We start from the raw sequence: 22,086 nt of genomic DNA, 5'->3' as shown, positions 1-22,086 counted from the left end.
CCGCCGGTGCGCCGGGGCACCCGCCGTTCACTGGTCCCGGTACATCTCCGCCACCAGGAAGGCCAGATCCAGCGACTGGCTGCGGTTCAGCCGCGGGTCGCAGGCGGTCTCGTAGCGCTGGTGCAGGTCGTCGACGAAGATCTCGTCGCCGCCGCCCACGCACTCGGTGACGTCGTCGCCGGTCAGCTCCACGTGGATGCCGCCCGGGTGGGTGCCCAGGCTCTTGTGGACCTCGAAGAAGCCCTTGACCTCGTCCAGCACGTCGTCGAAGCGCCGCGTCTTGTGCCCGCTGGCGGCCTCGAAGGTGTTGCCGTGCATCGGGTCGCACACCCACACCGGCTGCGCGCCGGAGGCCGTGACCTTCTCCACCAGGGTGGGGAGCCTGTCGCGGATCTTGTCGGCCCCCATCCGGGTGATGAAGGTCAGCCGGCCCGGCTCGCGGTCCGGGTCCAGCCGGTCGATCAGCGTCAGGGCGTCCTCGGGCGTGGTGGCGGGGCCGAGCTTGACCCCGATCGGATTGCGGATGCGGGAGGCGAACTCGATGTGCGCGCCGTCCAGCTGGCGGGTCCGCTCGCCGATCCACACCATGTGGCCGGAGACGTCGTACAGGTTCCCCGTGCGGGAGTCCACCCGGGTCAGCGCCGACTCGTAGTCGAGGACCAGCGCCTCGTGCGAGGCGTAGAACTCCACCGTCTTGAACTCCTCCGGGTCCACCCCGCAGGCGTTCATGAAGTTCAGCGCCCGGTCGATCTCCCGGGCCAGCGCCTCGTAGCGCTGGCCGGAGGGGGAGTTCTTCACGAAGTCCTGGTTCCAGGCGTGCACCTGGCGCAGGTCGGCGTAGCCGCCGGTGGTGAAGGCGCGCACCAGGTTCAGCGTCGCCGAGGACGCGTGGTACATCCGCTTGAGCCGCTGCGGGTCCGGGGTACGGGCCTCGGGAGTGAACTCGAAGCCGTTGACGGAGTCGCCCCGGTAGGAGGGCAGGGTCACACCGTCGCGGGTCTCGGTCGGCTTCGAGCGCGGCTTGCTGTACTGACCGGCGATCCGGCCCACCTTGACCACCGGGACGGACCCGGCGTAGGTGAGCACGGCCCCCATCTGAAGCAGCGTCTTGAGCTTGTTCCTGATCTGCTCGGCGGAGACGGCGTCGAAGGCCTCGGCGCAGTCGCCTCCCTGGAGCAGGAACGCCTCGCCCTTGGCCACGGAGGCCAGGCGGGCGCGCAGCTGGTCGCACTCGCCGGCGAAGACGAGCGGCGGATAGGACTCGAGCTCGGCGATCACATCGCGCAGAGCCTCAAGGTCCGGCCATTCGGGCTGCTGCGCCGCGGGCAGGTCTCGCCAGGTGCGGGCACCGGCGTCGGGTTTGGCGTTCACGGTCACGCGTCCAGGTTACGGGGTGGGGTCGGCCGCTCAGCCCGCCTGACCGATGGGTGAGACGGAGCCTGCGGGGGCGGGCGGGGCGGGGGTAGGGTGCGGGACATGCACGCGCAGACGACAGTGCCGGCCGCGACGGCCGCAGCCTGGTGGTGGCCCGCCTCCTCGGCGGCCCACCGACGCGTGCACTGATCCGTACGACGCGAAGGCCGCCCGAGGGGCGGCCTTCCGCGTCCGCGCCGGCAGCCGGCGCGCGGGCCGTTCCCTCCCCCGACAGGAAGGAACGAACCGCTGTGAGAGACCGCGCGAACACCCCCGAGGCCACCGGCGCCCCCGAGGTCCCCGGCACCGTCGCCACGAGCGCCCTGGTGGAGCGTCTGCTGGCCGGCGACTGCCCGCCCTTCGCCCTGCTGCTGCGCCGCACCCCCGGCCGGGACGGGCGCACCGTCGAGGTGCTGATCGGGCCGGTCCGCGAGGCGGAGCGGCTGGCCGACATCCCCGCCGACGGGCCGGGCGCCCTCGCCCTGGTGCCGTTCCGGCAGATCCGCGAACGCGGCTTCGAGGCGGCCGACGACGGCACTCCGCTGTCCGTGCTCGTCCCCGACGAGGTCCACCAGGTGCCCCTGGACGCGCTGGAGGCCGCCCTGCCCGGTCACGCGGTCCGCGTCACCGGCGGGGGCTTCGACGTGAGCGACGGCGCGTACGAGGAGATCGTGCGCCGGGTGGTCGAGGACGAGATCGGTGCCGGCGAAGGCGCCAACTTCGTCGTCCGCCGCACCTACCGGGGCGTGATCGAGGGCTACGGCAGGGCCGACGCGCTGGCGCTGTTCCGGCGGCTGCTGGCCGGGGAGCGCGGTGCGTACTGGACGTATGCCGTGCACACCGGCGAGCGCACCCTGGTGGGGGCCAGCCCCGAGGTCCACGTGCGGATGAGCGGCGGGACGGTGGTGATGAACCCGATCAGCGGCACCTACCGCTATCCGGCCGGCGGCCCGTCCGCGGAGGGCCTGCTGGAGTTCCTCGGCGACCGCAAGGAGACCGAGGAGCTGTCGATGGTGGTCGACGAGGAGCTGAAGATGATGTGCGCCGTCGGCGACATGGGCGGTGTGGTGGTCGGGCCGCGGCTGCGGGAGATGACCCATCTGGCGCACACCGAGTACGAGCTGCGCGGCCGCAGCACCTGGGACGTCCGCGAGGTGCTGCGCGAGACGATGTTCGCCGCGACCGTCACCGGCAGCCCGGTGGAGAACGCCTGCCGGGTGATCCGGCGCCACGAGGAGGGCGGGCGCGGCTACTACGCGGGCGCGCTGGCGCTGATCGGCCGGGACGGCGGCGGCGCTCAGACGCTGGACTCCCCCATCCTCATCCGCACCGCCGACATCGACGCGGCCACCGGCGAGGTACGGGTTCCGGTGGGCGCCACGCTGGTGCGCGCCTCGGACCCGGCGGGCGAGGTCGCCGAGACCCATGCCAAGGCCGCCGGGGTGCTGACCGCGCTGGGGGTGCGGACCGGTCCGGCCGCTACGGCGGGAACAGCGGGGGCGGCCGGACCGGCCGGACCGGCCGTGGGGCCGCGCCTGGCGGACGACCCGCGGGTGCGGGCCGCGCTCGACGCGCGGCGCGCGGACCTGGCCCCGTTCTGGCTGCGGATGCGCACGCCCGCACCCGGCGCCGGGCACGGCGCGGTACGCGGCCGGGCGCTGGTGGTGGACGGCGAGGACTCCTTCACCGCGATGCTGGCCCACCTGCTGCGCTCCACCGGCCTGGAGGTGGTTGTGCGGCGGTACGACGAGCCGGGGCTGCGCGAGGCGGCACTCGTCCACCGGGGCCCGGTGGTGCTCGGCCCGGGCCCCGGCGATCCGCGCGACGCCGCAGACCCGAAGATGCGGATGCTGCGCCCGCTCGCCGCCGAACTGCTGAGCGGCCACCGGCACGGGCTGCTGGGGGTCTGCCTGGGACACGAGCTGATCGCCGCCGGGCTGGGTCTGGAACTGGTCCGCAAGGACGAGCCGTACCAGGGCGCGCAGGAGCGGATCGACCTGTTCGGCACGGAGCGGACCGTCGGCTTCTACAACTCCTACACCGCCCGCTGCGACGCGGCGCGGGAGCGGGAACTGGCCGCGGACGGGGTGGAGCTCAGCCGCGACCCGGCCCGCGGGGACGTCCACGCGCTGCGCGGGCCGCACTTCGCCGGGGTGCAGTTCCACCCCGAGTCGGTGCTGACGCTGGAGGGGGCCCGGATCACGGCCGATCTGCTGGCCGCCGTGCTGGTCTGAGGTCCTCCCGGTCCGGCGCGGTCCGGCCCGGCGCGGTGGATCCGCCGGGCCGGGGGCCAGCCGGGCCGGAGATCAGCCGAAGAAGACGCCGGCCTCCTCGTACAGCGACAGATCGACCGTCTTCAGCGAGGAGGTCGCCTCCGCCAGCCGTACGCGGGTGACCCGGGTGCCCTGCAGCGCCGTCATCGAGCCCCAGTCGCCCCGGTGCACCGCGTCGATGGCGTGCAGGCCGAAGCGGGTGGCCAGCCAGCGGTCGAACGGACTGGGGGCGCCGCCGCGCTGGAGGTGGCCGAGCACGGTGGTGCGGGACTCCTTGCCGGTGCGCCGCTCGATCTCCCTGCCCAGCCACTCGCCCACCCCGGAGAGCCGGGCGCGGGGATCCGCGCCCGGCAGCGGCGTGGTGCCGCGGCGCAGGGTGATCTCGCCCGACTCGGGCAGGGCGCTGTCGGCGATGACGACGATCGGGGCGTAGGTGGCCCGGAAGCGGGACTCGACCCACTCGCACACCTGCCCCACGTCGAAGGGCTGCTCGGGGATGAGGATGCAGTTGGCCCCGCCCGCCAGGCCGGAGTGGAGGGCGATCCATCCGGCGCTGCGCCCCATCACCTCCACCACCAGCACCCGCTTGTGGGACTCGGCGGTGGTGTGCAGCCGGTCGATGGCCTGGGTGGCGACGCCGACGGCGGTGTCGAAGCCGACGGTGTAGTCGGTCAGGGGGATGTCGTTGTCGATGGTCTTGGGCACGCCCACCAGGGGGACACCGTGGTCCTCGGCGAGCCGGGCCGCGGCGCCGAGCGTGGCGGTCCCCCCGACCACGATCAGGGCGTCCAGCCGGTGCCGGGCGAGGGTCCCCAGCACCCGGTCGGCCCCGTCGTCCCGTTCCAGGGGGTTGGTGCGCGAGGAGCCGAGGATGGTGCCGCCGCGCGGCAGGGTGCCGCGCACGGCCCGGATGTCGAGCGGCACGGTCTCGTCCCGCAGCACACCGCGCCAGCCGTCGCGGAATCCGGTGAACTCGTCGCCGTACTCCTGCACCCCCTTGCGGACGATCGCGCGCAGCACCGCGTTGAGTCCGGGGCAGTCGCTGCCGCCGGTCAGCACTCCGACCCGCATGAGTCTCCCTTCACCGCCTGGTCTTCCGGTTCCCGGTCTCCTGCGGCGGGTTCCCCCGATCCGGTAAAACCACCGGCCGGCCGCCCCGGCAACGCTAGCGGCGGTACGGGCGGCCGGTGCGGCGGAGCGCCGGAGGGAACGGCGGGCGGCCGGCGGCGGGCGCGGCGGGTACGGCTGCGGTCAGGCGTCGTCCAGGCCGCGCTCGATCGCGTAGCGCACCAACTCCACCCGATTGTGGAGCTGGAGCTTGCCCAGGGTGTTCTGCACATGGTTCTGCACGGTGCGGTGCGAGATGACCAGCCGCTCGGCGATCTGCTTGTACGACAGCCCCTTGGCGACCAGCCGCAGCACCTCGGTCTCCCGTTCGGTCAGCCGGGGCGCGCCGGGCTCGTCGCGTCCGCGCGGCGCGGGGTCGCCGGCCAGCCGCCGGTACTCGCCGAGCACCAGCCCGGCCAGCCCCGGCGTGAACACCGGGTCCCCCTCCGCCGTGCGGCGTACGGCCTCCAGCAGCTCCCGGGTGCTCGCCGACTTCACCAGGTAGCCCGTCGCCCCGGACTTCACCGCCTCCAGCACGTCCGCGTGCTCGCCGCTGGCGGAGAGCACCAGCACCCGGGGACCGGCGGGCCCGCCCCCGGGCCCGGAGCCGACGAGCTGCCGGCACACCTCGACACCCGGCAGCCCGGGCAGGTTGAGGTCGAGGACGAGGACGTCCGGCTCGGCGGCCCGCGCCCGGCGCACCGCCTGGGGGCCGTCCCCGGCCGTGGCCACCACCTCGAAGCCCGCCTCGGCCAGGTCCCGGGCGACCGCGTCCCGCCACATCGGGTGGTCGTCGACGACCATCACCCGTACGGCCCCGTCGCCGCGCCCGCCGTTCCCATCGGTTGTGCTCGTCATCGCTTGGGCACCCTCAGCTCGACTTCCGTCCCCTGTCCCGGCACCGACAGCAGCTCCGCGCTGCCGCCCAGGTCCCGCAACCGGCCGCGGATGGACAGCGCCACGCCCATGCGGCCCTCGGCCTCCGCGTCCTCCAGCCGTCCGGGCGGGATGCCGGGCCCGTCGTCCCGCACGGTCACCACCACGGCGTCCGGCTCGTCCTCCAGCAGGATCCACGCCTGCGCCTCCTCGCCCGACGGCCCCCGTGCGTGTGTGCGCACATTGTCCAGGGCGGCGCCGACCGCCGCGGCCAGTTCCCGGGCGGCCGCTGCGGGCAGCCGCACCGGGGCGCCGGGCTCGGCGAAGGAGACCCTGCTCCCGGCGTACGCGGACAGCGGCGCGCGCACGTCGCACTCCCCGCCGTCCTCCCCGCGCTCCGCTCCCCCGCCCTGGGGCGGCACGGCGGCCGGGGAGGCGGAGGGGCCCGGAGCGAAGACCCCGGCGCGGGGCATGGAGACCTCGGGCGCCACACCGCTGGAGACCAGCGTGCGCAGCGCCGCCTCCTGCTCCCCCGCCAGCCGCCCCAGTTCGGCCGCCTCGCCGCCGATGGCGGCGAGGCGGCGCTGCACCATGGCCAGCACCTGGAGCACGCTGTCGTGGATGTCCCGGGCCAGGCGCTCCCGCTCGCGGGTGGCGGCCTCGATCCGGAGCGCGCGGGCCAGGGTGCGCTCGCTGGCGCGGGCCACCTCGACGACGTATCCGATGGCGATGCTCGCGATGCACACCAGCAGCACGTTGTGCACGGTGTCCTGTGCGAAGCCGCCCGCCGCGGCCACGTTGGCGGCGCCGACCAGCAGCGAGGCCGCCGCGGCCCGGCGCCAGCCGCTCTTGATCGCGAAGCCGAGCACCGCGCCGGCCGTCCATATCGACGGCAGGGTGGGGCCGCCGGCGTCGATGCGCGCCTGGGTGTCCACCACCGGTGTCAGCAGGATGCCGGCGAGCGCGACGGCCAGCTCCACCGCCAGGAAGGGCGGGGTGCAGCGCTCGGCCGAGGAGACCCGGCGGACGGTCGCCAGCGTCCACACCGCCAGGACGGCGAGGTAGGCGCCCGCGCCCAGCGGACGGACGTACTCGCCGTACGCGTGGGCGTACAGCGCCAGCGCGTACCCCATGGTGAGCACCCGATAGGCCGTCAGCGCCCTCCACAGCGGCTGCTCGACGGACATCCCCGCGGCCATCGCCACGCCCCCGTACCTCCCCCGGCGGCTCCTAGGCCGCTCTGTCGTCGCCCCCGCCGCCGGCGGCGGCCTCCCCCGGTCCCCCGGTTCCTTCGGGCTCCCCGTCCTCCCGGGCCCCGCCGCCACCGCGCGTCCCGCCGGCCCGGTGCCGCGCGGCGCGCTCGGCCTTCTGCGCCTTCTCCCGCTCGGCGATCTGCCGTTTGGCGGCCGTGGCGTACATGTCGACGTACTCCTGGCCGGACAGCTTCATGATCTCGTACATGACCTCGTCGGTGATCGACCGCAGGACGAAGCGGTCGCCGTCCATGCCCTGGTAGCGGCTGAAGTCCAGGGGTTTGCCGATCCGGATGCCGGGCCGCATCAGCTTCGGGACGACCTTGCCCGGCGGCTGGATCTTCTCGGTGTCGATCATCGCGATGGGGATGACGGGCGCGCCCGTGGCCAGCGCCACCCGGGCCAGTCCGCCCGGCTTGCCGCGGTAGAGGCGGCCGTCCGGGGAGCGGGTGCCCTCGGGGTAGATACCGAACAGCTCGCCGCGCTCCAGCACCTGGATGCCGCTGCGGACCGCGGCCTCGCCCGCGCCCCGCCCGCCCGAGCGGTCCACCGGGAGCTGGCCGATGCCCTTGAAGAACGCCGCCGTCAGCCGGCCCTTGACGCCCGGGGTGGTGAAGTACTCCGCCTTGGCGATGAAGGTGACCTTGCGGTCCAGGACGGCGGGCAGGAAGAAGGAGTCGGAGAACGACAGGTGGTTGCTCGCGAGGATGGCCGGCCCCTCGGCCGGGATGTTCTCCAGCCCCTCCACCCAGGGACGGAACGCGAGCCTGAGCCCGTTCCCGAGGGAGAGCTTCATGACGCCGTACAACAACCGAGGAACCTCCTGTGTCTGCCGGTAAGACCATATCCCGCCGGGACCGCTCCCCCACCCTCGTTCCGCTCCCGCGCGGGCCGTCCGGCCTACCCGGTCACCGCGCGCACGCGTAGGGTGGCAGCACCCCGCCCGTCCGTGTCGGGCGGCCCCACCGAGTCGACCACCGAACGGAGATCACGGTGCCCCTGCTCCCCGGTGCCGAACCGCTGCGCCACGACGGCGGCGATGTCGGCGTCCTGCTGTGCCACGGTTTCACCGGCTGCCCGCAGTCGATGCGCCCCTGGGCCCGCCATCTGGCCGACAGGGGCCTGACCGTCTCGCTGCCGCTGCTGCCCGGCCACGGCACGCGCTGGCAGGACCTGGCGGTCACCGGCTGGCAGGACTGGTACGCGACCGTCGAACTCGAACTGCGCCGGCTGCGCGAGCGCTGCGAGCAGGTCTTCGTCTGCGGCCTGTCGATGGGCGGGGCGCTCGCGCTGCGGCTTGCCGCCCTGCACGGCGACGCGGTCAGCGGGGTCGTGGCGGTCAACCCGGCTGCCACCCTCCCGCGGGTCCAGGGGTACGCGCTGCCCGTCCTGCGCCATCTGATCCCCACCACCCGGGGCGTCACCGGCGACATCGCCAGGGAGGGCGCGGTGGAGGTCGGATACGACCGGGTGCCGCTGCACGCCGCCCACTCCCTGTACGACCTGCTGCGGACGGTGCGCGGGGAGCTGCCCCGGGTCACCCGGCCGCTGCTGCTCCTGCACAGCCGCGTGGACCACGTCGTCTCCCCCTCGGACTCGGCACTGATCCTGGAGCGGGTCTCCTCGCGCGACGTCACCGAGACGGTGCTGGAGCGGAGCCTGCACGTGGCCACACTGGACCACGACGCGGAGCGGATCTTCGCGGACTCCTACGGATTCATCACCCGCCTCACAGCGAGGAAGACGGCACGTGACGGAGCGTGAGCAGGGACGCGGCGAGGGCCCGGAGCCCCTGGACGAGGAGGCCGCCTGGGCCCAGATCGTGGCCGCCTACGGGGAGGAGCCCGCGAGCCCTCCGCGGGAGGAGCGGCGCGGCGGCCGGTCCGGCGGGAGCGACGAGGAGGACGGGGTCGAGGTCCCCGGCGGGGACGGCGAGGGGGACGGCGAGCGCTCCGGGCCGGAGGCCGGCGACTCCCCGGCGCGCAGCTTCACCGTGTACGCGGCCGGTTCCGGACCGCGCGACTGGAGCCCGGCCGAGCCGTCCGAGGGCGACCTGGGCGAGGACGACGAGGGCCACTTCGTGCCGCCCGAGCCCCCGCCCCTGCCCAAGGGGGATCCCGCGAGCCGCTTCGCCTGGCTGGCGGTCCTGGGCGGTCCGCTGCTGCTGATGCTGACCATCCTGTTCCAGCAGCCGGTGACGTGGTGGATCGCCACCCTGGGCATCGGCGGGTTCCTGGGTGGTTTCGCGGCGCTGGTGATGCGGATGCGCGACGACGAGGACGACGACTTCGAGGATCCGGGGCGCGGCGCCGTGGTCTGACGGGCCGGCCGGACCGGTGAAGGGGCCGGACCGTACGGGAAGGCTCAGGCCGTACGGGAAGGCCCGGGCTGCGCGGCGGGTACGCGCAGGGCGGCCAGGACCGGCCGATGGTCGGTGGCCGCCCTCAGGTCCGCGTCGGCGACGCCCGGCAGGCCGGCCGGCACACCGCAGCCCATCACCTCCACCGCCCCGGTGGCCAGCACCGCGTCGATGCGCTTGCGCGGCTCGGCCGCGGTCGAGGTGAGTTCGCCGCCCCACGCCCTGGTGGCCCAGCCGTCCTGGAGTGCGGCGGCCAGACGGCGGAAGGCACGGCCGTCCGGCTCGTCGTTGAGGTCACCGGCCACCACCGCGGCGTCCACTCCCATGTCCGCCAGGCGGTCCAGGACCATCCCGGCCTGGGCGTACCGCTCCTTCTCGGCCAGGCTGAGGTGGCAGCAGACCACCGCCAGCCGGGCGGAGGGACCGAAGCGCAGCACCGCCGTGGCCAGGCCGCGGCGGTGCAGGCCGGGGGTGCGCGGCAGCAGCACGTCCTCGCTGCGCTCCACGTGGGCGCGGAGCGAGGACAGGATCATCGGTCCGGTGGCGGTCGCCCCGCCCGTGACGTGGACCAGGCCCGTCTCCCGGGCGAGGCGGGCCGCGTACTTGCGCCAGCGGAAGAAGCGGGGCGCCTCCTGGACGCAGAGGACGTCGGGCGCGCAGGCCCGTACGACCCGGGCCAGCGCGTCCGTGTCGTCGCGCATGGAGCGGATGTTGTAGCTCATCAGCCGGACGACGGCCGAGCCGTCGGGTCCGGTGCGGGACGCGGGCAGCTCTCCGGGCAGCGCGCGCCCGGGTCCGGACCCGGATTCGGGTCCGGTTCCGTTCCCGGGGGAGCCTCCGTTCCCGGCGGCCTGGCTCACCCGCGCCCCCTGCGCCGTCAGCCCTGGCGGGCCAGGTCGGCCGCGCCCACCAGACCGGCCCTGCCGCCGAGCCGGGCGGCGAGCACCTGGGCGTGCGGGCGCCACTGGCTGCCCACCAGCCAGCGGCGGAAGGACTTGCGGATCGGTTCCAGGACGAGGTCGCCCTCGTCCGAGACGCCGCCGCCGACGATGAACGCGGCGGGGTCGAAGAGGGAGGCCAGGTCGGCCAGTCCCGCTCCGGCCCAGCGGGCCAGCTCGCGGAAGGAGTCGACGGCCACCGGGCAGCCCTGCCGGGCGGCCTGGCTGATGTGCCGGCCCTCGATGCCCTCCGGGGTCCCGTCGCCCAGGGCGAGCAGGATCTTCGCGTTCTCGGGGGTGGCGTTGGCACGCTGGCGGGCGTACCGGACCAGTGCGCGGCCCGAGGCGTACTGCTCCCAGCAGCCCTGGCTGCCGCAGCCGCACAGCAGGCCGTCGGGGACGACCCGGACGTGGCCGAACTCCGCCGCGACGCCGAACCGTCCGCGGTGGAGCTTCCCGCCGATGATGATGCCGCCGCCCAGTCCGGTGCCGAGCGTGATGCACACGACGTCGTCGTGGCCCTGGCCGGCGCCGAAGCGGTACTCGCCCCAGGCCGCGGCGTTGGCGTCGTTCTCGACGACGACCGGGAGGCCGACGCGCTGCTCGACCTTGTCCTTGAGCGGCTCGTTGCGCCACTTGATGTTGGGTGCGAACAGGACGGTGGCCCGCTTGTCGTCGACGTAGCCGGCGGCGCCGATGCCGACCGCCTCGACCTCGTGTCCGGTGCTGACGGTGCGGACCGCCTCCGCGATGGCGTCGATGACGCCCTCGGCGGTGGACGGGGTGGGCACCGTGCTGGTCTCGAGGATCGCGCCCTCTTCGTCGACCACGCCGGCCGCGATCTTCGTACCGCCGATGTCGACGCCGATGGTGAGTCCCATGTGTCCCTCAGTTACTCGGTCGATCCCCGCTGTGCACAACCGTACCGGAGGGCGGAGGCTTGAACGGACCGACTGCGAAACCCAACCCGGTCCGTACAAGGCGTGAACACTGCCCGAACGGTGTCCGGGCACTGTCCGTGGGGATCCCATCCGGATTCCGGACGGGACCGGCCGGAATCCGGGCGGAATGGAAGTCGTGGCCGGGGGTCAGTCGAGATCGATGCGCTGGGATCCCGCGGGGCCCTCCCCCTCGCCGCCCCGGCCCTTGTCGCCCTTCTCCTCCCGGGCCGTGCCGCCGTCCTCCGCCGCGCCGCCGCCCGCTCCCTCACGGGTCCAGCGCCCCTCCTGGTCCGCCACCGCGGCGCGGTAGGCGGCCAGCAGCTCGCCGCCCGCGGCTGCGAGGTGGTCGAAGACCTGCGGGTTGCGTTCGACGACGGGTTCCACCGCGGCTCTGGCGCGGTCGGCGAACTGGGCGAACTGCCGCACCGCGCCCCGGGCGGCGGGGCCGGCCAGCGGCCCTCCGAGTTCGGCGAGCTTCCCCGTGACCGCCTCGGCCAGCTTGAGCAGTTCCTCGGCCGCGCTCCCCGGCGGGGTCCCGTACCGCTCGCGGCGGCGCTCGCGCTCGGCGGCGAGGTCCTCCTCGCAGGCGGTGGCCCAGGCGTCGGAATCGGCGCCGGGGTCTGCGTGGGAGGGGCGCTCGGTGGCATCGCTCATGGCGGGCTCCTGGGGCGGTGGCTGCGACGGGGGCCGCGGCGGTCCGCGGCGTGCGGCGGAGGACCGTCCGGCGGAAGGTCCCTCCCTCCCCGACGTTACCCGAACGCCCCGGCCGTGCCCGGGGCGTCGGGCTCCCCGGCGCCCCTCGGTCCCGCTCGGTCCTCGCTCAGTCCCGCGCGGGCCACAGCCCGGATTCGGGCTCGAAGCGCACCGTCAGCTCGCCGTCGGCCAGCCGTGCTCCGGCCACCGCGCAGCGGCGCAGCGCGGCGGGCAGCGGCAGCACCCTGCGGAACGGTCCGGTGGTGACGACGACCTCGTCGCCGCGGCGCACCAGGGAGAGCGTCTCGCGGACGGCGCCGGGCAGCGGCAGCCGCCACAGCAGGACGCCCTCGTCCGCCAGCCGGTCCTCCACCGTCCACGGCCCTTCGGCCCGGTCCTCGGCCCGGTCCCCGGCCAGGTCCCCGCCCGGGGCGGCTCCGGGCGGCGGGCCGGGCGGCGGGATCCGCTCCGCCAGTTCGCCGAGGTCGGCCGCGCCCTGCGGCTCCCGTCCCAGGTGCGGCAGCTCGCACACGTCCGCCGAGCCGTCCGGGCAGTCGCCCAGCAGCTCCTTGAGCGCCTTCCGCTGGCGGGACGCCAGGCCCGCCAGCCAGGGATCGGGCGAGGCGGTGGGCAGCAGCCGGTTGGCGACCACGGCGTCCAGCGCCAGGCCGTGCAGCGCGAGCGCGGCCCGGGCGGCGCGAAGCGCGCGGACGGCGGCGGGGCCGGGCTCGACGACCAACCGCACGGTCGTCCCCGGCGACTCGACCACCGCCTGCACCGCGGCGAGTTCGCGGTCCAGCCGGCCGGCGGCCTCGTAGAGCGACCGGGCGGGCATCGGCGCACCGGCGAGCTGGGCCAGCACCGGCCGCAGCGCGCGGGCCGCCTGCCGTTCGGGCGGCAGCAGCCGCCGCAGCCAGCGCCGGGTGTGCTCGGGCAGCGCCAGAGTGCGCACGGCCCGCCCGACCGGGGGCATGTCGGCCACGACCACGTCATACGGGCCGCCCCCGGCCGGGTCGTGCGCGGCCCGCAGGGCGCGCAGCAGGGCGAAGGCGTCGGCCCCGGGCGGCTCGGCCAGCTCGTCGTCGTCCAGCGGCTCGGCGCCCAGCAGGTCCAGGGCGGAGCGGGCGCGCTCCTGGAGGGCGACGGCGCGGGCCCGGAAGTCGGCGCCGGAGTCGAGGCGGGACAGGACCAGGCCGGGCGCGACCTCGCGGGAGGCCCCCTCCCCGTCCGTACCGCCCGTGCCGCCCGTGCCGAACAGCGCCTCCAGCAGGGCCGGGTCCTCGGCGCTGAGCAGCAGTGCGCGGTGGCCGCTCCGGGCCGCCGCCAGCGCGGTGGCGGCGGCGACGGTGGTACGGCCGCTGCCCCCGCCGCCGGTGACCAGGACCGTGCGCGTCCGGACGCCCCCCACGCTCAGGACTTGGCGCCGCTCTCGACGCGCTTCTTCAGCCCGTCCAGAGCGCGGTCGATGATGACCTTCTCGGCCTTGCGCTTGATCATGCCGAGCATGGGGATCTTCACGTCCACGGTGAGCTGGTAGGTCACCTCGGTGCGGCCGCCGCCGTCGAGGGCCCGCAGGCGGTAGACGCCGTCCAGGGTGCGCAGCATCTGCGACCTCACCAGGGACCAGCGGACCTCCTCGGGACCGGCCCACTCGTAGGCGAGGGTGTGCTCGTCCCGGATGGCCCCGGCGTCGAGCAGCAGCCGCACCTGCTCGGCCCGGCCCCGGTCGTCGGTGGAGAGCACCTCGGCCTCCTTGACCTCGCCGGTCCACTCCGGGTAGCGCTCGAAGTCGGCGATCACCTCCATCACCTCGGCAGGTGCCGCCTCGACGATGATGCTCGACCTGGTGTGCTCGGCCATCCCTGTGGCTCCTCCGCGTTGCTGCGCCCGGCTCGTGGTCCGCCGCCGTCTGCGGGGGAAGGCTACCGCGCGCGGGCGCGGCGTCCCGCCCGCCCCCGCCTCCGCGCGTGCTGCCCCTCCCGGCCGCGTTCCCGTCCACCCGGTGCCGTCACCACTCCAGGACCCAGGGCCTGCCGGTGGCGTTGAAATGGCCGACGTTCACGCACTCGGTCCGGCCGATCCGGGTGCGCCGCACCAGTGGCTGGTGGACGTGGCCGAAGAGGGCGTACCGGGGCCGCACCGCGTGGACGGCCTCCAGCAGCGCCTCGCTGCCGCGCTCGAAGCGGCGGGCGACCGTGTCGTAGCACAGTTCGGGCACCAGGGGCGGGATGTGGGAGCACAGTACGTCGACCTCGCCGAGGGCGGCGACCTTGGCCGCGTACGTCTCCTCGTCGACCTCGAAGGGCGTGCGCATCGGGCTGGGCAGCCCGCCGCCGACGAACCCGAAGCGCAGGCCGCCGATGTCGGCCGTCCGCCCGTCCAGGACGGTGGTGCCCTCACCGGCGTACTCGGGCCACAGCGCGGGGAGGTCCACGTTGCCGTAGGTGGCGTACGTGGGGGTGGGGAAGGCGGCGAACAGTTCGGCGTACTGGCGGCGCACGGCCGCCTCCACCGCCCCGGCCTTGTCCACGTCTGCCCAGAGCCGGGCCGACAGCTCACGGGCCTCGTCGAAGCGGCGCGCGGTGCGCAGCTCGACGTACCGGGTGGTGTTCTCCGCCCCGAAGAGGTCGGGGAAGATGCCGCGGGTGTGGTCGGCGTAGTCGATGAACAGCACGAGGTCGCCCAGGCAGACCAGTGCGTCCGCGCCTTCGCCGGCCGCGGCCAGGTCCCGGCCGTTGCCGTGTACGTCGCTCACCACGTGGACTCGCATGAGGCCACCCTAGAACCCGCGCCCCGGCGCGCGGAGGGCCCGCGCGCACCCCCTTGGACCTGCGTCTCCTTCGTGGCCTCCGGGTGTGTGGACTACCCTGCTGGTGACAGTCCCGTGGTGTGTGACGCACCGAACATCTCGGCGCCACCCCCTATCCCGAGCCCCGTACCGGTGGGTAACGTCCGTGGCCGTCCACCCTCAAGACGTCACGTCTTGGGCCAGAGCCGGCGGAGGTTCCGTTTCCCGGCGGATCCGCGGCGGCGCCGATGAGGAGCATCAGTTTTGCGCGAGTTCAGCCTTCCGGCCCTGTACGAGGTGCCCGCGGACGGAAATCTGACCGATCTCATCCGCCGCAACGCCGCCCAGCACCCCGACCTCCCGGTCATCGCCCGCAAGGACGCCAAGGGCGGCTGGGAGGACCTGACCGCACGGGAGTTCCTGGCGGAGGTGCGGGCCGCCGCCAAGGGCCTGATCGCGGCGGGCGTGCGCCCCGGTGACCGGATCGGCCTGATGTCGCGCACCCGCTACGAGTGGACGCTGCTGGACTTCGCCGTCTGGAGCGCCGGCGCGGTGACCGTGCCCATCTACGAGACCAGCTCCCCCGAGCAGATCCAGTGGATCCTGTCCGACTCCGGCGCCGTCGGCTGCGTCGTGGAGAGCGGCGCCCACGCCGCCGCGGTGGAGTCCGTGCGCGACCGGCTGCCCGAGCTGGCGAACCTGTGGACCGTCGACGACGGCGCGGTGCGGAAACTGGCCGACTCCGGCACGCAGATCACCGACGCGGTCCTGGACGAGCACAGCGGCGCCGCCGACGCCGACGCCCCGGCCACCATCGTCTACACCTCCGGCACCACCGGCCGTCCCAAGGGATGCGTCCTGTCCCACCGGGCGTTCTTCGCCGACTGCGGCAACGTGGTCGAGCGGCTGGGGCCGCTGTTCGTCCCCGGCGAGGGCTCGGTGCTGCTCTTCCTGCCGGTCGCCCACGTCTTCGGCCGCATGGTGCAGATCGCCGCCGTCATGGCGCCGATCCGGCTCGGCCTGAGCCCGGACATCAAGCAGCTCACCGACGACCTCGCCGGCTTCCGCCCGACGCTGATCCTGGGCGTGCCGCGGGTGTTCGAGAAGGTCTACAACTCGGCGCGGGCCAAGGCCCAGGGCGAGGGCAAGGGGAGGATCTTCGACCGGGCCGCCGACACCGCGATCGCCTACAGCCGCGCGCTGGACACCGCCTCCGGCCCCTCCCTGGGCCTGAGGCTGCGGCACAGACTCTTCGACAAGCTGGTCTACGGCAAGCTGCGCGCGGTCCTCGGCGGCCGGGCCACCCACGCCATCTCCGGCGGCGCGGCGCTGGGCGAGCGGCTGGGGCACTTCTACCGCGGCATCGGCTTCACCGTGCTGGAGGGCTACGGCCTGACCGAGTCCTGCGCGCCCACCGCGTTCAACCCCTACGACCGCCCGAAGGTCGGCACGGTCGGGCAGCCGCTGCCGGGCTCGACGGTCCGCATCGGCGACGACGGCGAGGTGCTGCTGCGCGGCGAGCACCTGTTCAGCGGCTACTGGAACAACGAGGCCGCCACCGCCGAGGCGATGGAGGACGGCTGGTTCCACACCGGCGACATCGGCACCCTCGACGAGGACGGCTACCTCACCATCACCGGCCGCAAGAAGGAGATCCTGGTGACGGCGGGCGGCAAGAACGTCGCCCCGGCCGTCATCGAGGACCGCATCCGGGCCCACGCCCTGGTCGCCGAGTGCATGGTGGTCGGCGACGGCCGCCCGTTCGTCGCCGCGCTGATCACGCTGGACGAGGAGTTCCTGCCCCGCTGGGCCGAGGAGCACGGCAAGTCCGGCCTCTCCAGGGAGCGGCTGCTGGAGGACTCCGAGCTGCTCGCGGCCGTCCAGCAGGCGGTGGACGACGGCAACGCGGCGGTCTCCCGTGCGGAGTCGGTGCGCAAGTTCCGCCTCCTGGCCACCCAGTTCACCGAGGACTCGGGCCATCTGACGCCCTCGATGAAGCTCAAGCGCGGTGTGGTCGCCAAGGACTTCGCGCAGGAGATCGAGGCGCTGTACGCGTAACGCGGCGTCAGCCGCGCGCTTCTCGCGCGGCGGCGCGAAAAGCGCCGGGACACACGGACCGCCCCGGTCCGGGCGGGAGTCTTCCGTCCGGACCGGTCCGGCGTTCGCCGCCCTCTCCGGGGCCGGCCCGCCCGGCCGGGAGGCAGCGCCTCCCAAGCGCCCCGGAAGCGGGGAAGCCCGGGACCGGGGGCCGGCCCCGCTCCCGGCGCGCCGCCGGCCCCCGGTCCGGCAGGGCGCGGCGCGGCCGCGCGCTAGAGCAGTGCCCGCAGCCGCTCGGCCAGCAGGTCCCAGCGCCAGCGCTCCTCGACCCACTCGCGGCCGCGCTCGCCCATCCGGCGGCGCAGCGCGGGGTCCTTGAGCAGGTTCACGATGCGGTCGGCCGTCTCCGCGGCCGCCTCGCCGCCCGGGGCGCCGCCGCGCACCACCCAGCCGGTCTCTCCGTCCAGCACGGCGTCGGGAGCGCCGCCGGAGTCGCCGGCGACGACCGGCAGCCCGGTCGCCGACGCCTCCAGGTAGACGATGCCGAGCCCCTCCACGTCCAGCCCGCCGCGACGGGTGCGGCAGGGCATGGCGAAGACGTCGCCCGCACCGTAGTGGGCGGGCAGTTCCTCCCACGGCACCGCTCCGGTGAAGCGGACCGCGCCGGCCACACCGGTCTCCTCGGCCAGCTTCCGCAGCGCCTGCCCGTACGGCCCGCCACCGACGATCAGCAGCACCGCGTCGGGCACCTCGGCCAGGATCCGCGGCATGGCGCGGACGAGGGTGTCCTGGCCCTTGCGCGGCACCAGCCGCGAGACGCACACCACGACCGGCCGGCCGGCCAGGCCCAGCCGCTCCCGCACCGCGTCGCCGCCGGAGCCGGGGTGGAAGGTCTTCTCGTCGACGCCCGGCGGCAGATGGACCATCCGGGCCGCCGCCTCCTCGGTGAGCGCGGCGGCTATCCGGGAGCGGGTGTACTCGCCGAGGTAGGTGAGGGTGTCGGTGCCCTCGCCGATGCGACGCAGCAACCGCCGGGCGGCCGGCAGCCCGGCCCAGCCGGCCTCGTGGCCGTGGGTGGTCGCCACCAGCCGCCGCGCCCCCGCCCGGCGCAGCGCGGGGGCCATCAGCCCCAGCGGCGCCGCCGCCCCGAACCACACCGACGTACAACCGTGTTCGCGCAGGAGCGAGACCGCGCGGCGCGTCACGCGCGGGGTGGGCAGCAGCATGGTCGTGGAGTCGCGCACGACGGTGAAGGGCTGTTCCGCGTCGAAGCGCGCGGTGGCCTCGGCGCCCTCCCGGCCGCGCTTCCAGGTGGAGGCGTAGACGACGACCCGCTCCGGGTCCAGACGCAGCGCCATGCTGTGCAAAAAGGCCTGGATGCCGCCGGGCCGGGGCGGGAAGTCGTTGGTGACGATCAGGGTCTTGTCCATCGCCGCCGACAGTACCCGCTGCCCTCCGGGCGCCGGGGCGGCACCCGGTACGGTCGGTCCATGCGCCTTCTGATCGCGGCCTGGGCCGCCACCCGGACCGTACTGCTCCTGTGCGTGTTCAAGGTGATAGCGGTGCCGGGGCCGGACGTCACCAGCGACGTCTCGGTGATCTACCAGGGCTGGTACCGGGTGCTGAGCACCGGCGTGTTCCCGCCGGACGACGTCACCTGGCAGTACCCGCCCGCCGCGGCGCTGGCGATCCTCTCCCCCGCGCTGCTGCCCTTCCTGGAGTACCCGGCCGCGTTCTACGTGCTGGCCTGCGCCGCCGACGCCGCCGCGTTCGCGCTGCTGCTGTACGCCTCCCGGCGCGGCACCGGGCCGGACCGGGACCATGGCCTCGGCCGCAGCCGCAGCCGCGCGGGAGCGTGGGTGTGGGTGGCCGGGCTGCCGCTGCTGGGCCCGACGGTGTACGCCCGCTACGACCTGATGGTCACCGCCGTCGCGGTCGCCGCGCTGCTGGCGCTGTCGCGCAGCCCGCGCACGGCCGGGGCGCTGGCGGCCTTCGGGGCGCTGCTGAAGGTGTGGCCCGCGCTGCTGCTGGTGGGCACGCCGCGCGGACGCGTCGCCCGCGCCGTGTGGGGCGCGGCCGTGGCGGCGGCCCTGGTGCTGACCGCCGCGTTCGCCGCCGCCATGCCCGGCGCGCTGGACTTCCTCACCCACCAGCGCGACCGCGGCACCGAGGTCGAGTCGGTGGGCGCGCTGGTCTTCCACGTGGCGCGGCACTTCGGCTGGGAGGGCCAGGTGCTGCTGAACTACGGCTCGGTGGAGTTCCTGGGCCCGTACGTGGATCTGGTGAGCACCGCGGCGCTGCTGTGCACCGCCGCCGCCTTCGGCTGGATGCTGCGGTGGCGGCTGCGCGCGGTGGAGTGGACGGCGTCCACCGCGGCGGACGCCGCGTTCGCCGCGGTGCTGCTGTTCACCGTCACCAGCCGGGTCATCAGCCCGCAGTACATGGTCTGGCTGGTGGGCCTGGCGGCGGTATGCGTGACGCTGCGCACCGGACGGCAGGGGCTGCCCGCCGTGCTGGTGGTCGTGGCGACGGGGGTGACGCTGCTGGAGTTCCCCCTGAACTTCGGCAGCGTGGTGGCGAGCGACGCCCTGGGCATCACGCTGCTGGTGGTGCGCAACGGGCTGCTGGTCGCCGCCGCGGTGCTGGCCTGCGCCCGGCTGTGGCGCACGACGGTGACCGAGCCCCTGCGCCGGGCGGAGGGGCCCTCCGGGGAGGGCGAGGACAGCGGCGGGGACGGGGACGACGGCAGGGGTGAGAAGGCGCCGGAGCCGGAGGGCGGGCTGGTCTCCCGGTGAGGCTGCCCGTACGGCGGCGCGCCGGTGCGGCCGCGGGCGCTACCGCCCTCCCAGCTCCCGCCGTACGTACTCGCGCCAGCGCTCGGTGAGCCCGTCCATGCCGGTGCCGAGCACCTCGCGGACCACCGGGTCGATGTCCCCGCCGGACTCGCCCGCCGCCAGGTACAGCTCGACCAGCTTCTCCTCGCCCCACCGCTGCGCCACCATCCGGCACAGCAGCCAGCCGCTCTCGTAGGAGCGGGCGAGCCGGTCGGCGTCCCCGGCGAAGGCGAACTCCTCGTCCGTGGGCAGCCGGCGGGGCACCTCGCCGTCGCGGACGGCGTCGTCCAGCAGTGGGGCGATCCGGGCGGGCGACCGGTCCACCTCCCGGTAGGCGGCCCAGTCGGCGAAGCCCTCCGACAGCCACAGCGGAGTGGACTCGGTGGTGTGCTCACGGGTGGCCACATGGGTGACCTCGTGGGTCATGACGATCCGCCGCCCCTCCTCGCCCAGCAGCCAGTAGGCCTCCGGGTTGACCACGATCCGCTCGGCGGGGGCTGTGCTCCGTCCGCCCGCCTCTCCGGTGGTGACGGCGGCGATGCCGCGGTAGGAGGAGGGCGGGCCGCCCAGGAGGCCGGCCATCCGCTCCAGTGTCGCGGGGGCCTGGACCAGCACCCGGCGCGGCCAGCGGCGCGGCCAGGCCTCGTCTGCGCCGGGGACCGCGCGGTCGGCGTCGTCCGCCAGGGCGCGCAGGTCGAACTCCGGGCGGCCGACCCCCAGCACCAGGCTCCGCTCGCCGCGCACGACGGTCATCTCGCCCTGCTCCCACAGCTGCTGGGTGCCGCGACGGCCACCGGGCGCGCCGTCGCCGTCGCCGTCGGAGGAGACGTACCAGCGGCCCTCCCGCTCGGTGAGGGTCAGGTGCTCCACGTCCCGCACCGGCGCGGGGTCGTAGCCCCCGATCCGGTAGCGCAGTTCGGCCCGGACCGCGATCCTCCGGGGGCCGGCTCCCCCGTCCGCCGGCAGCGGGAAGGCGTCCTCGCCGGTGGCGGTGACGCGGTAGGACCAGTGGTCGATCGGCAGCCGGGCGAGGTTGCCGAACACCGTGCGCTGGGCGTCCCGGTAGCCGTCCGCGCGGGGATCGACGGTGGCCAGGTAGGCCTCGCGGTCGCCGGCGAGGACGGCCTCGGCCTGGCGGTCCAGCACCGCCTGGAGCAGTCCGCGCTCCGCGGCGCCGTCCCGGTCCCGCTCCACGCAGCCCGGCTGGAACGCCAGCAGCACGGCCACCAGTACGGCCGGTACCGCCGACGCCCTCCGCCACCTGCGTGTCACACCGCCGATCGTACGGCCCAGGCCCGGGGCGCGCGGAGGAGCGGGCTCGGGGGCGGAGTCAGGACCGGGAGCGGGATCAGGGCCGGACCACGGCGGCGACCGGCATCATCCCGACCGGGTCGTACCGCACCCGCGCCCCGGGGCGCGGAGCGTGGACGACCTGTCCGCCTCCGACGTACATCCCCACATGGCTGGCGTCGGACCGGTAGACGACCAGGTCGCCGGGGAGCGCCCGCTCCAGCGGTACGTGCCGCCCGGCGTGCAGCTGCCCCTGCGAGGTGCGCGGCAGGAAGACCCCGGCCCGTGCGTACGCCCAGGAGGTCAGCCCGGAGCAGTCGAAGGAGCTCGGGCCGGCCTGGCCCCAGGCGTACGGCGCTCCGACCGCCCCGCGGGCGGCGGCGACCGCCGCGGCGGCGCGCGACGAGGGGGCCGGCTCCATCGGCGCACCGGGGCGTCCGGCGTCGCGCGAGACATGCCCGCGGGCGGCGCGCTCCCTGGGCGGGAGCCGGTTGAGCAGCCGCTGGGCGGCCGCGAGCTTGCGCTGCACGGCCTCGCGGTGCTCGCCCAGGGCCTCGCGCCGGCTCCGCAGTTCGGCGAGTTTCCCGCCGGCCTCGGTGCGCTGCTGCTCCAGCGCGCGCACCGCGCCGCGGAACGCCCTGAGCTTGGCCGCCTGGCGGCTGTTGATCCGGTCGAGGGTGGCGGCCTTGGCGAGGTACTCCTCCGGCCCCTCGGACAGCAGCAGCGCCAGCGACGGGTCGATGCCGCCGGAGCGGTACTGCGCGCTCGCCAGGGAGCCCAGGTCCCCGCGCATCCGGTTGACCCTGGCCTGCTCGCGGGCGGCTCCGTCCTGGGCCCGCTCGACCTGCTCGCGCAGGTCCTCCACGCGTTCGGAAACGGTGTTGTAGCGCTCGGTGGCCCGTTCCGCGTCGGCGTAGAGCCGGTCCACCCGCGCGCTCAGCGCGGCCGGGGACGGACCGCCCGCGGGGTCGGCTCCCGCCGGGGCCGCCGTCAGCACCGCCGCCGCGCCCGCGGCGGCGGACAGCGCGGTGACCCTGGTACCCAGCCCGGACAGGCCGGAAGAGGAGGCGCGCCGACGGGAGCCGGGGCGGCGGGGGGCGTGTCGGGGCGAAGGCTGCGAGACCACGGCGGAACCGCTCTCCCTTCCGCTTCGAGGACGGTGGCCGCCGACAGTAGCGGCACGGACACGCTCCGTTCGCGGATCGCCGCACCGACCATCGCGCCGCCCCTCCCCCCGGCACGGAACGGTGGCACGGGCCAGGACCAGGTCAAGGGCCTGGTCAG

Annotated in this window: 19 protein-coding genes; 5 read left to right on the top strand and 14 right to left on the bottom strand. The window is 75.2% G+C overall.

The genetic code is table 11. The annotated features are described in order from the left end of the window. Positions 1 to 27: 27 nt before the first annotated feature. Entirely contained in the window at positions 28 to 1,377 is a 1,350-nt protein-coding gene (locus IQ279_RS01525) for a class II 3-deoxy-7-phosphoheptulonate synthase (protein ID WP_206346409.1), read from the bottom strand. A gap of 362 nt (positions 1,378 to 1,739) precedes the next feature. Between IQ279_RS01525 and IQ279_RS01520 the strand changes: the two genes are divergently transcribed. Continuing rightward, positions 1,740 to 3,647, top strand: coding sequence for an anthranilate synthase family protein (locus tag IQ279_RS01520; protein ID WP_307792082.1), 1,908 nt, complete (start codon positions 1,740 to 1,742; stop codon positions 3,645 to 3,647). Between the two features lie 72 nt (positions 3,648 to 3,719). Here IQ279_RS01520 and IQ279_RS01515 read toward each other — a convergent pair whose 3' ends face one another. The 4 genes from IQ279_RS01515 to IQ279_RS01500 all read right to left on the bottom strand — a co-directional run bounded on the left by IQ279_RS01515 (position 3,720) and on the right by IQ279_RS01500 (position 7,718). Beyond that, a complete protein-coding gene (locus IQ279_RS01515) occupies positions 3,720 to 4,757 on the bottom strand; it encodes a 6-phosphofructokinase (protein WP_206346407.1) in 1,038 nt (345 codons plus the stop codon). Positions 4,758 to 4,937: 180 nt separating this feature from the next. Continuing rightward, complete coding sequence (locus tag IQ279_RS01510) at positions 4,938 to 5,651, bottom strand: response regulator (protein WP_206346406.1); 714 nt, start codon at positions 5,649 to 5,651, stop codon at positions 4,938 to 4,940. Beyond that, the gene (gene macS, locus IQ279_RS01505; protein WP_241027465.1) at positions 5,648 to 6,868 is read right to left on the bottom strand and encodes a MacS family sensor histidine kinase; all 1,221 of its coding nucleotides are present in this window, start codon (positions 6,866 to 6,868) and stop codon (positions 5,648 to 5,650) included. Before macS ends, IQ279_RS01510 begins: the two co-directional genes overlap by 4 nt. 31 nt (positions 6,869 to 6,899) lie before the next feature. Further along, the gene (locus tag IQ279_RS01500; RefSeq protein ID WP_206346405.1) at positions 6,900 to 7,718 is read right to left on the bottom strand and encodes a lysophospholipid acyltransferase family protein; all 819 of its coding nucleotides are present in this window, start codon (positions 7,716 to 7,718) and stop codon (positions 6,900 to 6,902) included. 197 nt (positions 7,719 to 7,915) lie between these two features. Between IQ279_RS01500 and IQ279_RS01495 the strand changes: the two genes are divergently transcribed. Further along, positions 7,916 to 8,686: an alpha/beta hydrolase gene (locus IQ279_RS01495; protein WP_206346404.1), complete on the top strand. Its 771-nt coding sequence runs from the start codon at positions 7,916 to 7,918 to the stop codon at positions 8,684 to 8,686. Continuing rightward, positions 8,673 to 9,242, top strand: coding sequence for a hypothetical protein (locus tag IQ279_RS01490; RefSeq protein WP_206346403.1), 570 nt, complete (start codon positions 8,673 to 8,675; stop codon positions 9,240 to 9,242). Before IQ279_RS01495 ends, IQ279_RS01490 begins: the two co-directional genes overlap by 14 nt. Before the next feature lie 44 nt (positions 9,243 to 9,286). On the opposite strand, the gene IQ279_RS01485 is transcribed toward IQ279_RS01490, so the two are convergent. From IQ279_RS01485 to IQ279_RS01460, 6 genes are all read right to left on the bottom strand, one after another. Next, on the bottom strand, positions 9,287 to 10,003 hold the full coding sequence (locus IQ279_RS01485) for an endonuclease/exonuclease/phosphatase family protein (protein ID WP_206346402.1): 717 nt from the start codon (positions 10,001 to 10,003) through the stop codon (positions 9,287 to 9,289). A gap of 155 nt (positions 10,004 to 10,158) precedes the next feature. Next, on the bottom strand, positions 10,159 to 11,100 hold the full coding sequence (locus IQ279_RS01480; RefSeq protein WP_206346401.1) for an ROK family glucokinase: 942 nt from the start codon (positions 11,098 to 11,100) through the stop codon (positions 10,159 to 10,161). Positions 11,101 to 11,307: 207 nt separating this feature from the next. After that, positions 11,308 to 11,814: a DUF5304 family protein gene (locus IQ279_RS01475; protein ID WP_206346400.1), complete on the bottom strand. Its 507-nt coding sequence runs from the start codon at positions 11,812 to 11,814 to the stop codon at positions 11,308 to 11,310. Positions 11,815 to 11,980: 166 nt separating this feature from the next. Next, positions 11,981 to 13,261 carry an ArsA family ATPase gene (locus tag IQ279_RS01470; protein ID WP_206346399.1) on the bottom strand — a complete coding sequence of 427 codons (1,281 nt, stop codon included), beginning with the start codon at positions 13,259 to 13,261 and terminating at the stop codon, positions 11,981 to 11,983. Between the two features lie 2 nt (positions 13,262 to 13,263). After that, the gene (locus IQ279_RS01465; RefSeq protein ID WP_206346398.1) at positions 13,264 to 13,713 is read right to left on the bottom strand and encodes an SRPBCC family protein; all 450 of its coding nucleotides are present in this window, start codon (positions 13,711 to 13,713) and stop codon (positions 13,264 to 13,266) included. 148 nt (positions 13,714 to 13,861) lie between these two features. Further along, positions 13,862 to 14,623: a metallophosphoesterase family protein gene (locus IQ279_RS01460; protein WP_206346397.1), complete on the bottom strand. Its 762-nt coding sequence runs from the start codon at positions 14,621 to 14,623 to the stop codon at positions 13,862 to 13,864. A gap of 282 nt (positions 14,624 to 14,905) precedes the next feature. Here IQ279_RS01460 and IQ279_RS01455 point away from each other — a divergent pair, with 282 nt between their 5' ends. Further along, positions 14,906 to 16,699 carry an AMP-dependent synthetase/ligase gene (locus IQ279_RS01455; RefSeq protein ID WP_206346396.1) on the top strand — a complete coding sequence of 598 codons (1,794 nt, stop codon included), beginning with the start codon at positions 14,906 to 14,908 and terminating at the stop codon, positions 16,697 to 16,699. 251 nt (positions 16,700 to 16,950) lie between these two features. Here the strand turns inward: IQ279_RS01455 and IQ279_RS01450 are convergent, their stop codons facing one another. After that, positions 16,951 to 18,108, bottom strand: coding sequence for a glycosyltransferase family 4 protein (locus IQ279_RS01450; protein ID WP_206346395.1), 1,158 nt, complete (start codon positions 18,106 to 18,108; stop codon positions 16,951 to 16,953). Between the two features lie 60 nt (positions 18,109 to 18,168). Here IQ279_RS01450 and IQ279_RS01445 point away from each other — a divergent pair, with 60 nt between their 5' ends. Beyond that, positions 18,169 to 19,473, top strand: coding sequence for a glycosyltransferase 87 family protein (locus IQ279_RS01445; protein WP_206346394.1), 1,305 nt, complete (start codon positions 18,169 to 18,171; stop codon positions 19,471 to 19,473). Positions 19,474 to 19,512: 39 nt separating this feature from the next. Here the strand turns inward: IQ279_RS01445 and IQ279_RS01440 are convergent, their stop codons facing one another. Together IQ279_RS01440 and IQ279_RS01435 are read right to left on the bottom strand one after the other, a co-directional pair. Beyond that, the gene (locus IQ279_RS01440; protein ID WP_206346393.1) at positions 19,513 to 20,784 is read right to left on the bottom strand and encodes a peptidase MA family metallohydrolase; all 1,272 of its coding nucleotides are present in this window, start codon (positions 20,782 to 20,784) and stop codon (positions 19,513 to 19,515) included. Between the two features lie 76 nt (positions 20,785 to 20,860). Then, on the bottom strand, positions 20,861 to 21,928 hold the full coding sequence (locus IQ279_RS01435) for a C40 family peptidase (RefSeq protein WP_372445056.1): 1,068 nt from the start codon (positions 21,926 to 21,928) through the stop codon (positions 20,861 to 20,863). Positions 21,929 to 22,086 lie beyond the last annotated feature (158 nt).

The sequence above is a fragment of the Streptomyces verrucosisporus genome, assembly GCF_017114865.1.
In the GTDB taxonomy this organism is placed as follows: domain Bacteria; phylum Actinomycetota; class Actinomycetes; order Streptomycetales; family Streptomycetaceae; genus Streptomyces; species Streptomyces fenghuangensis.
The sequence above is the reverse complement of the archived record's forward strand: the minus strand, read 5'-3'. Positions and strand labels throughout refer to the sequence as shown.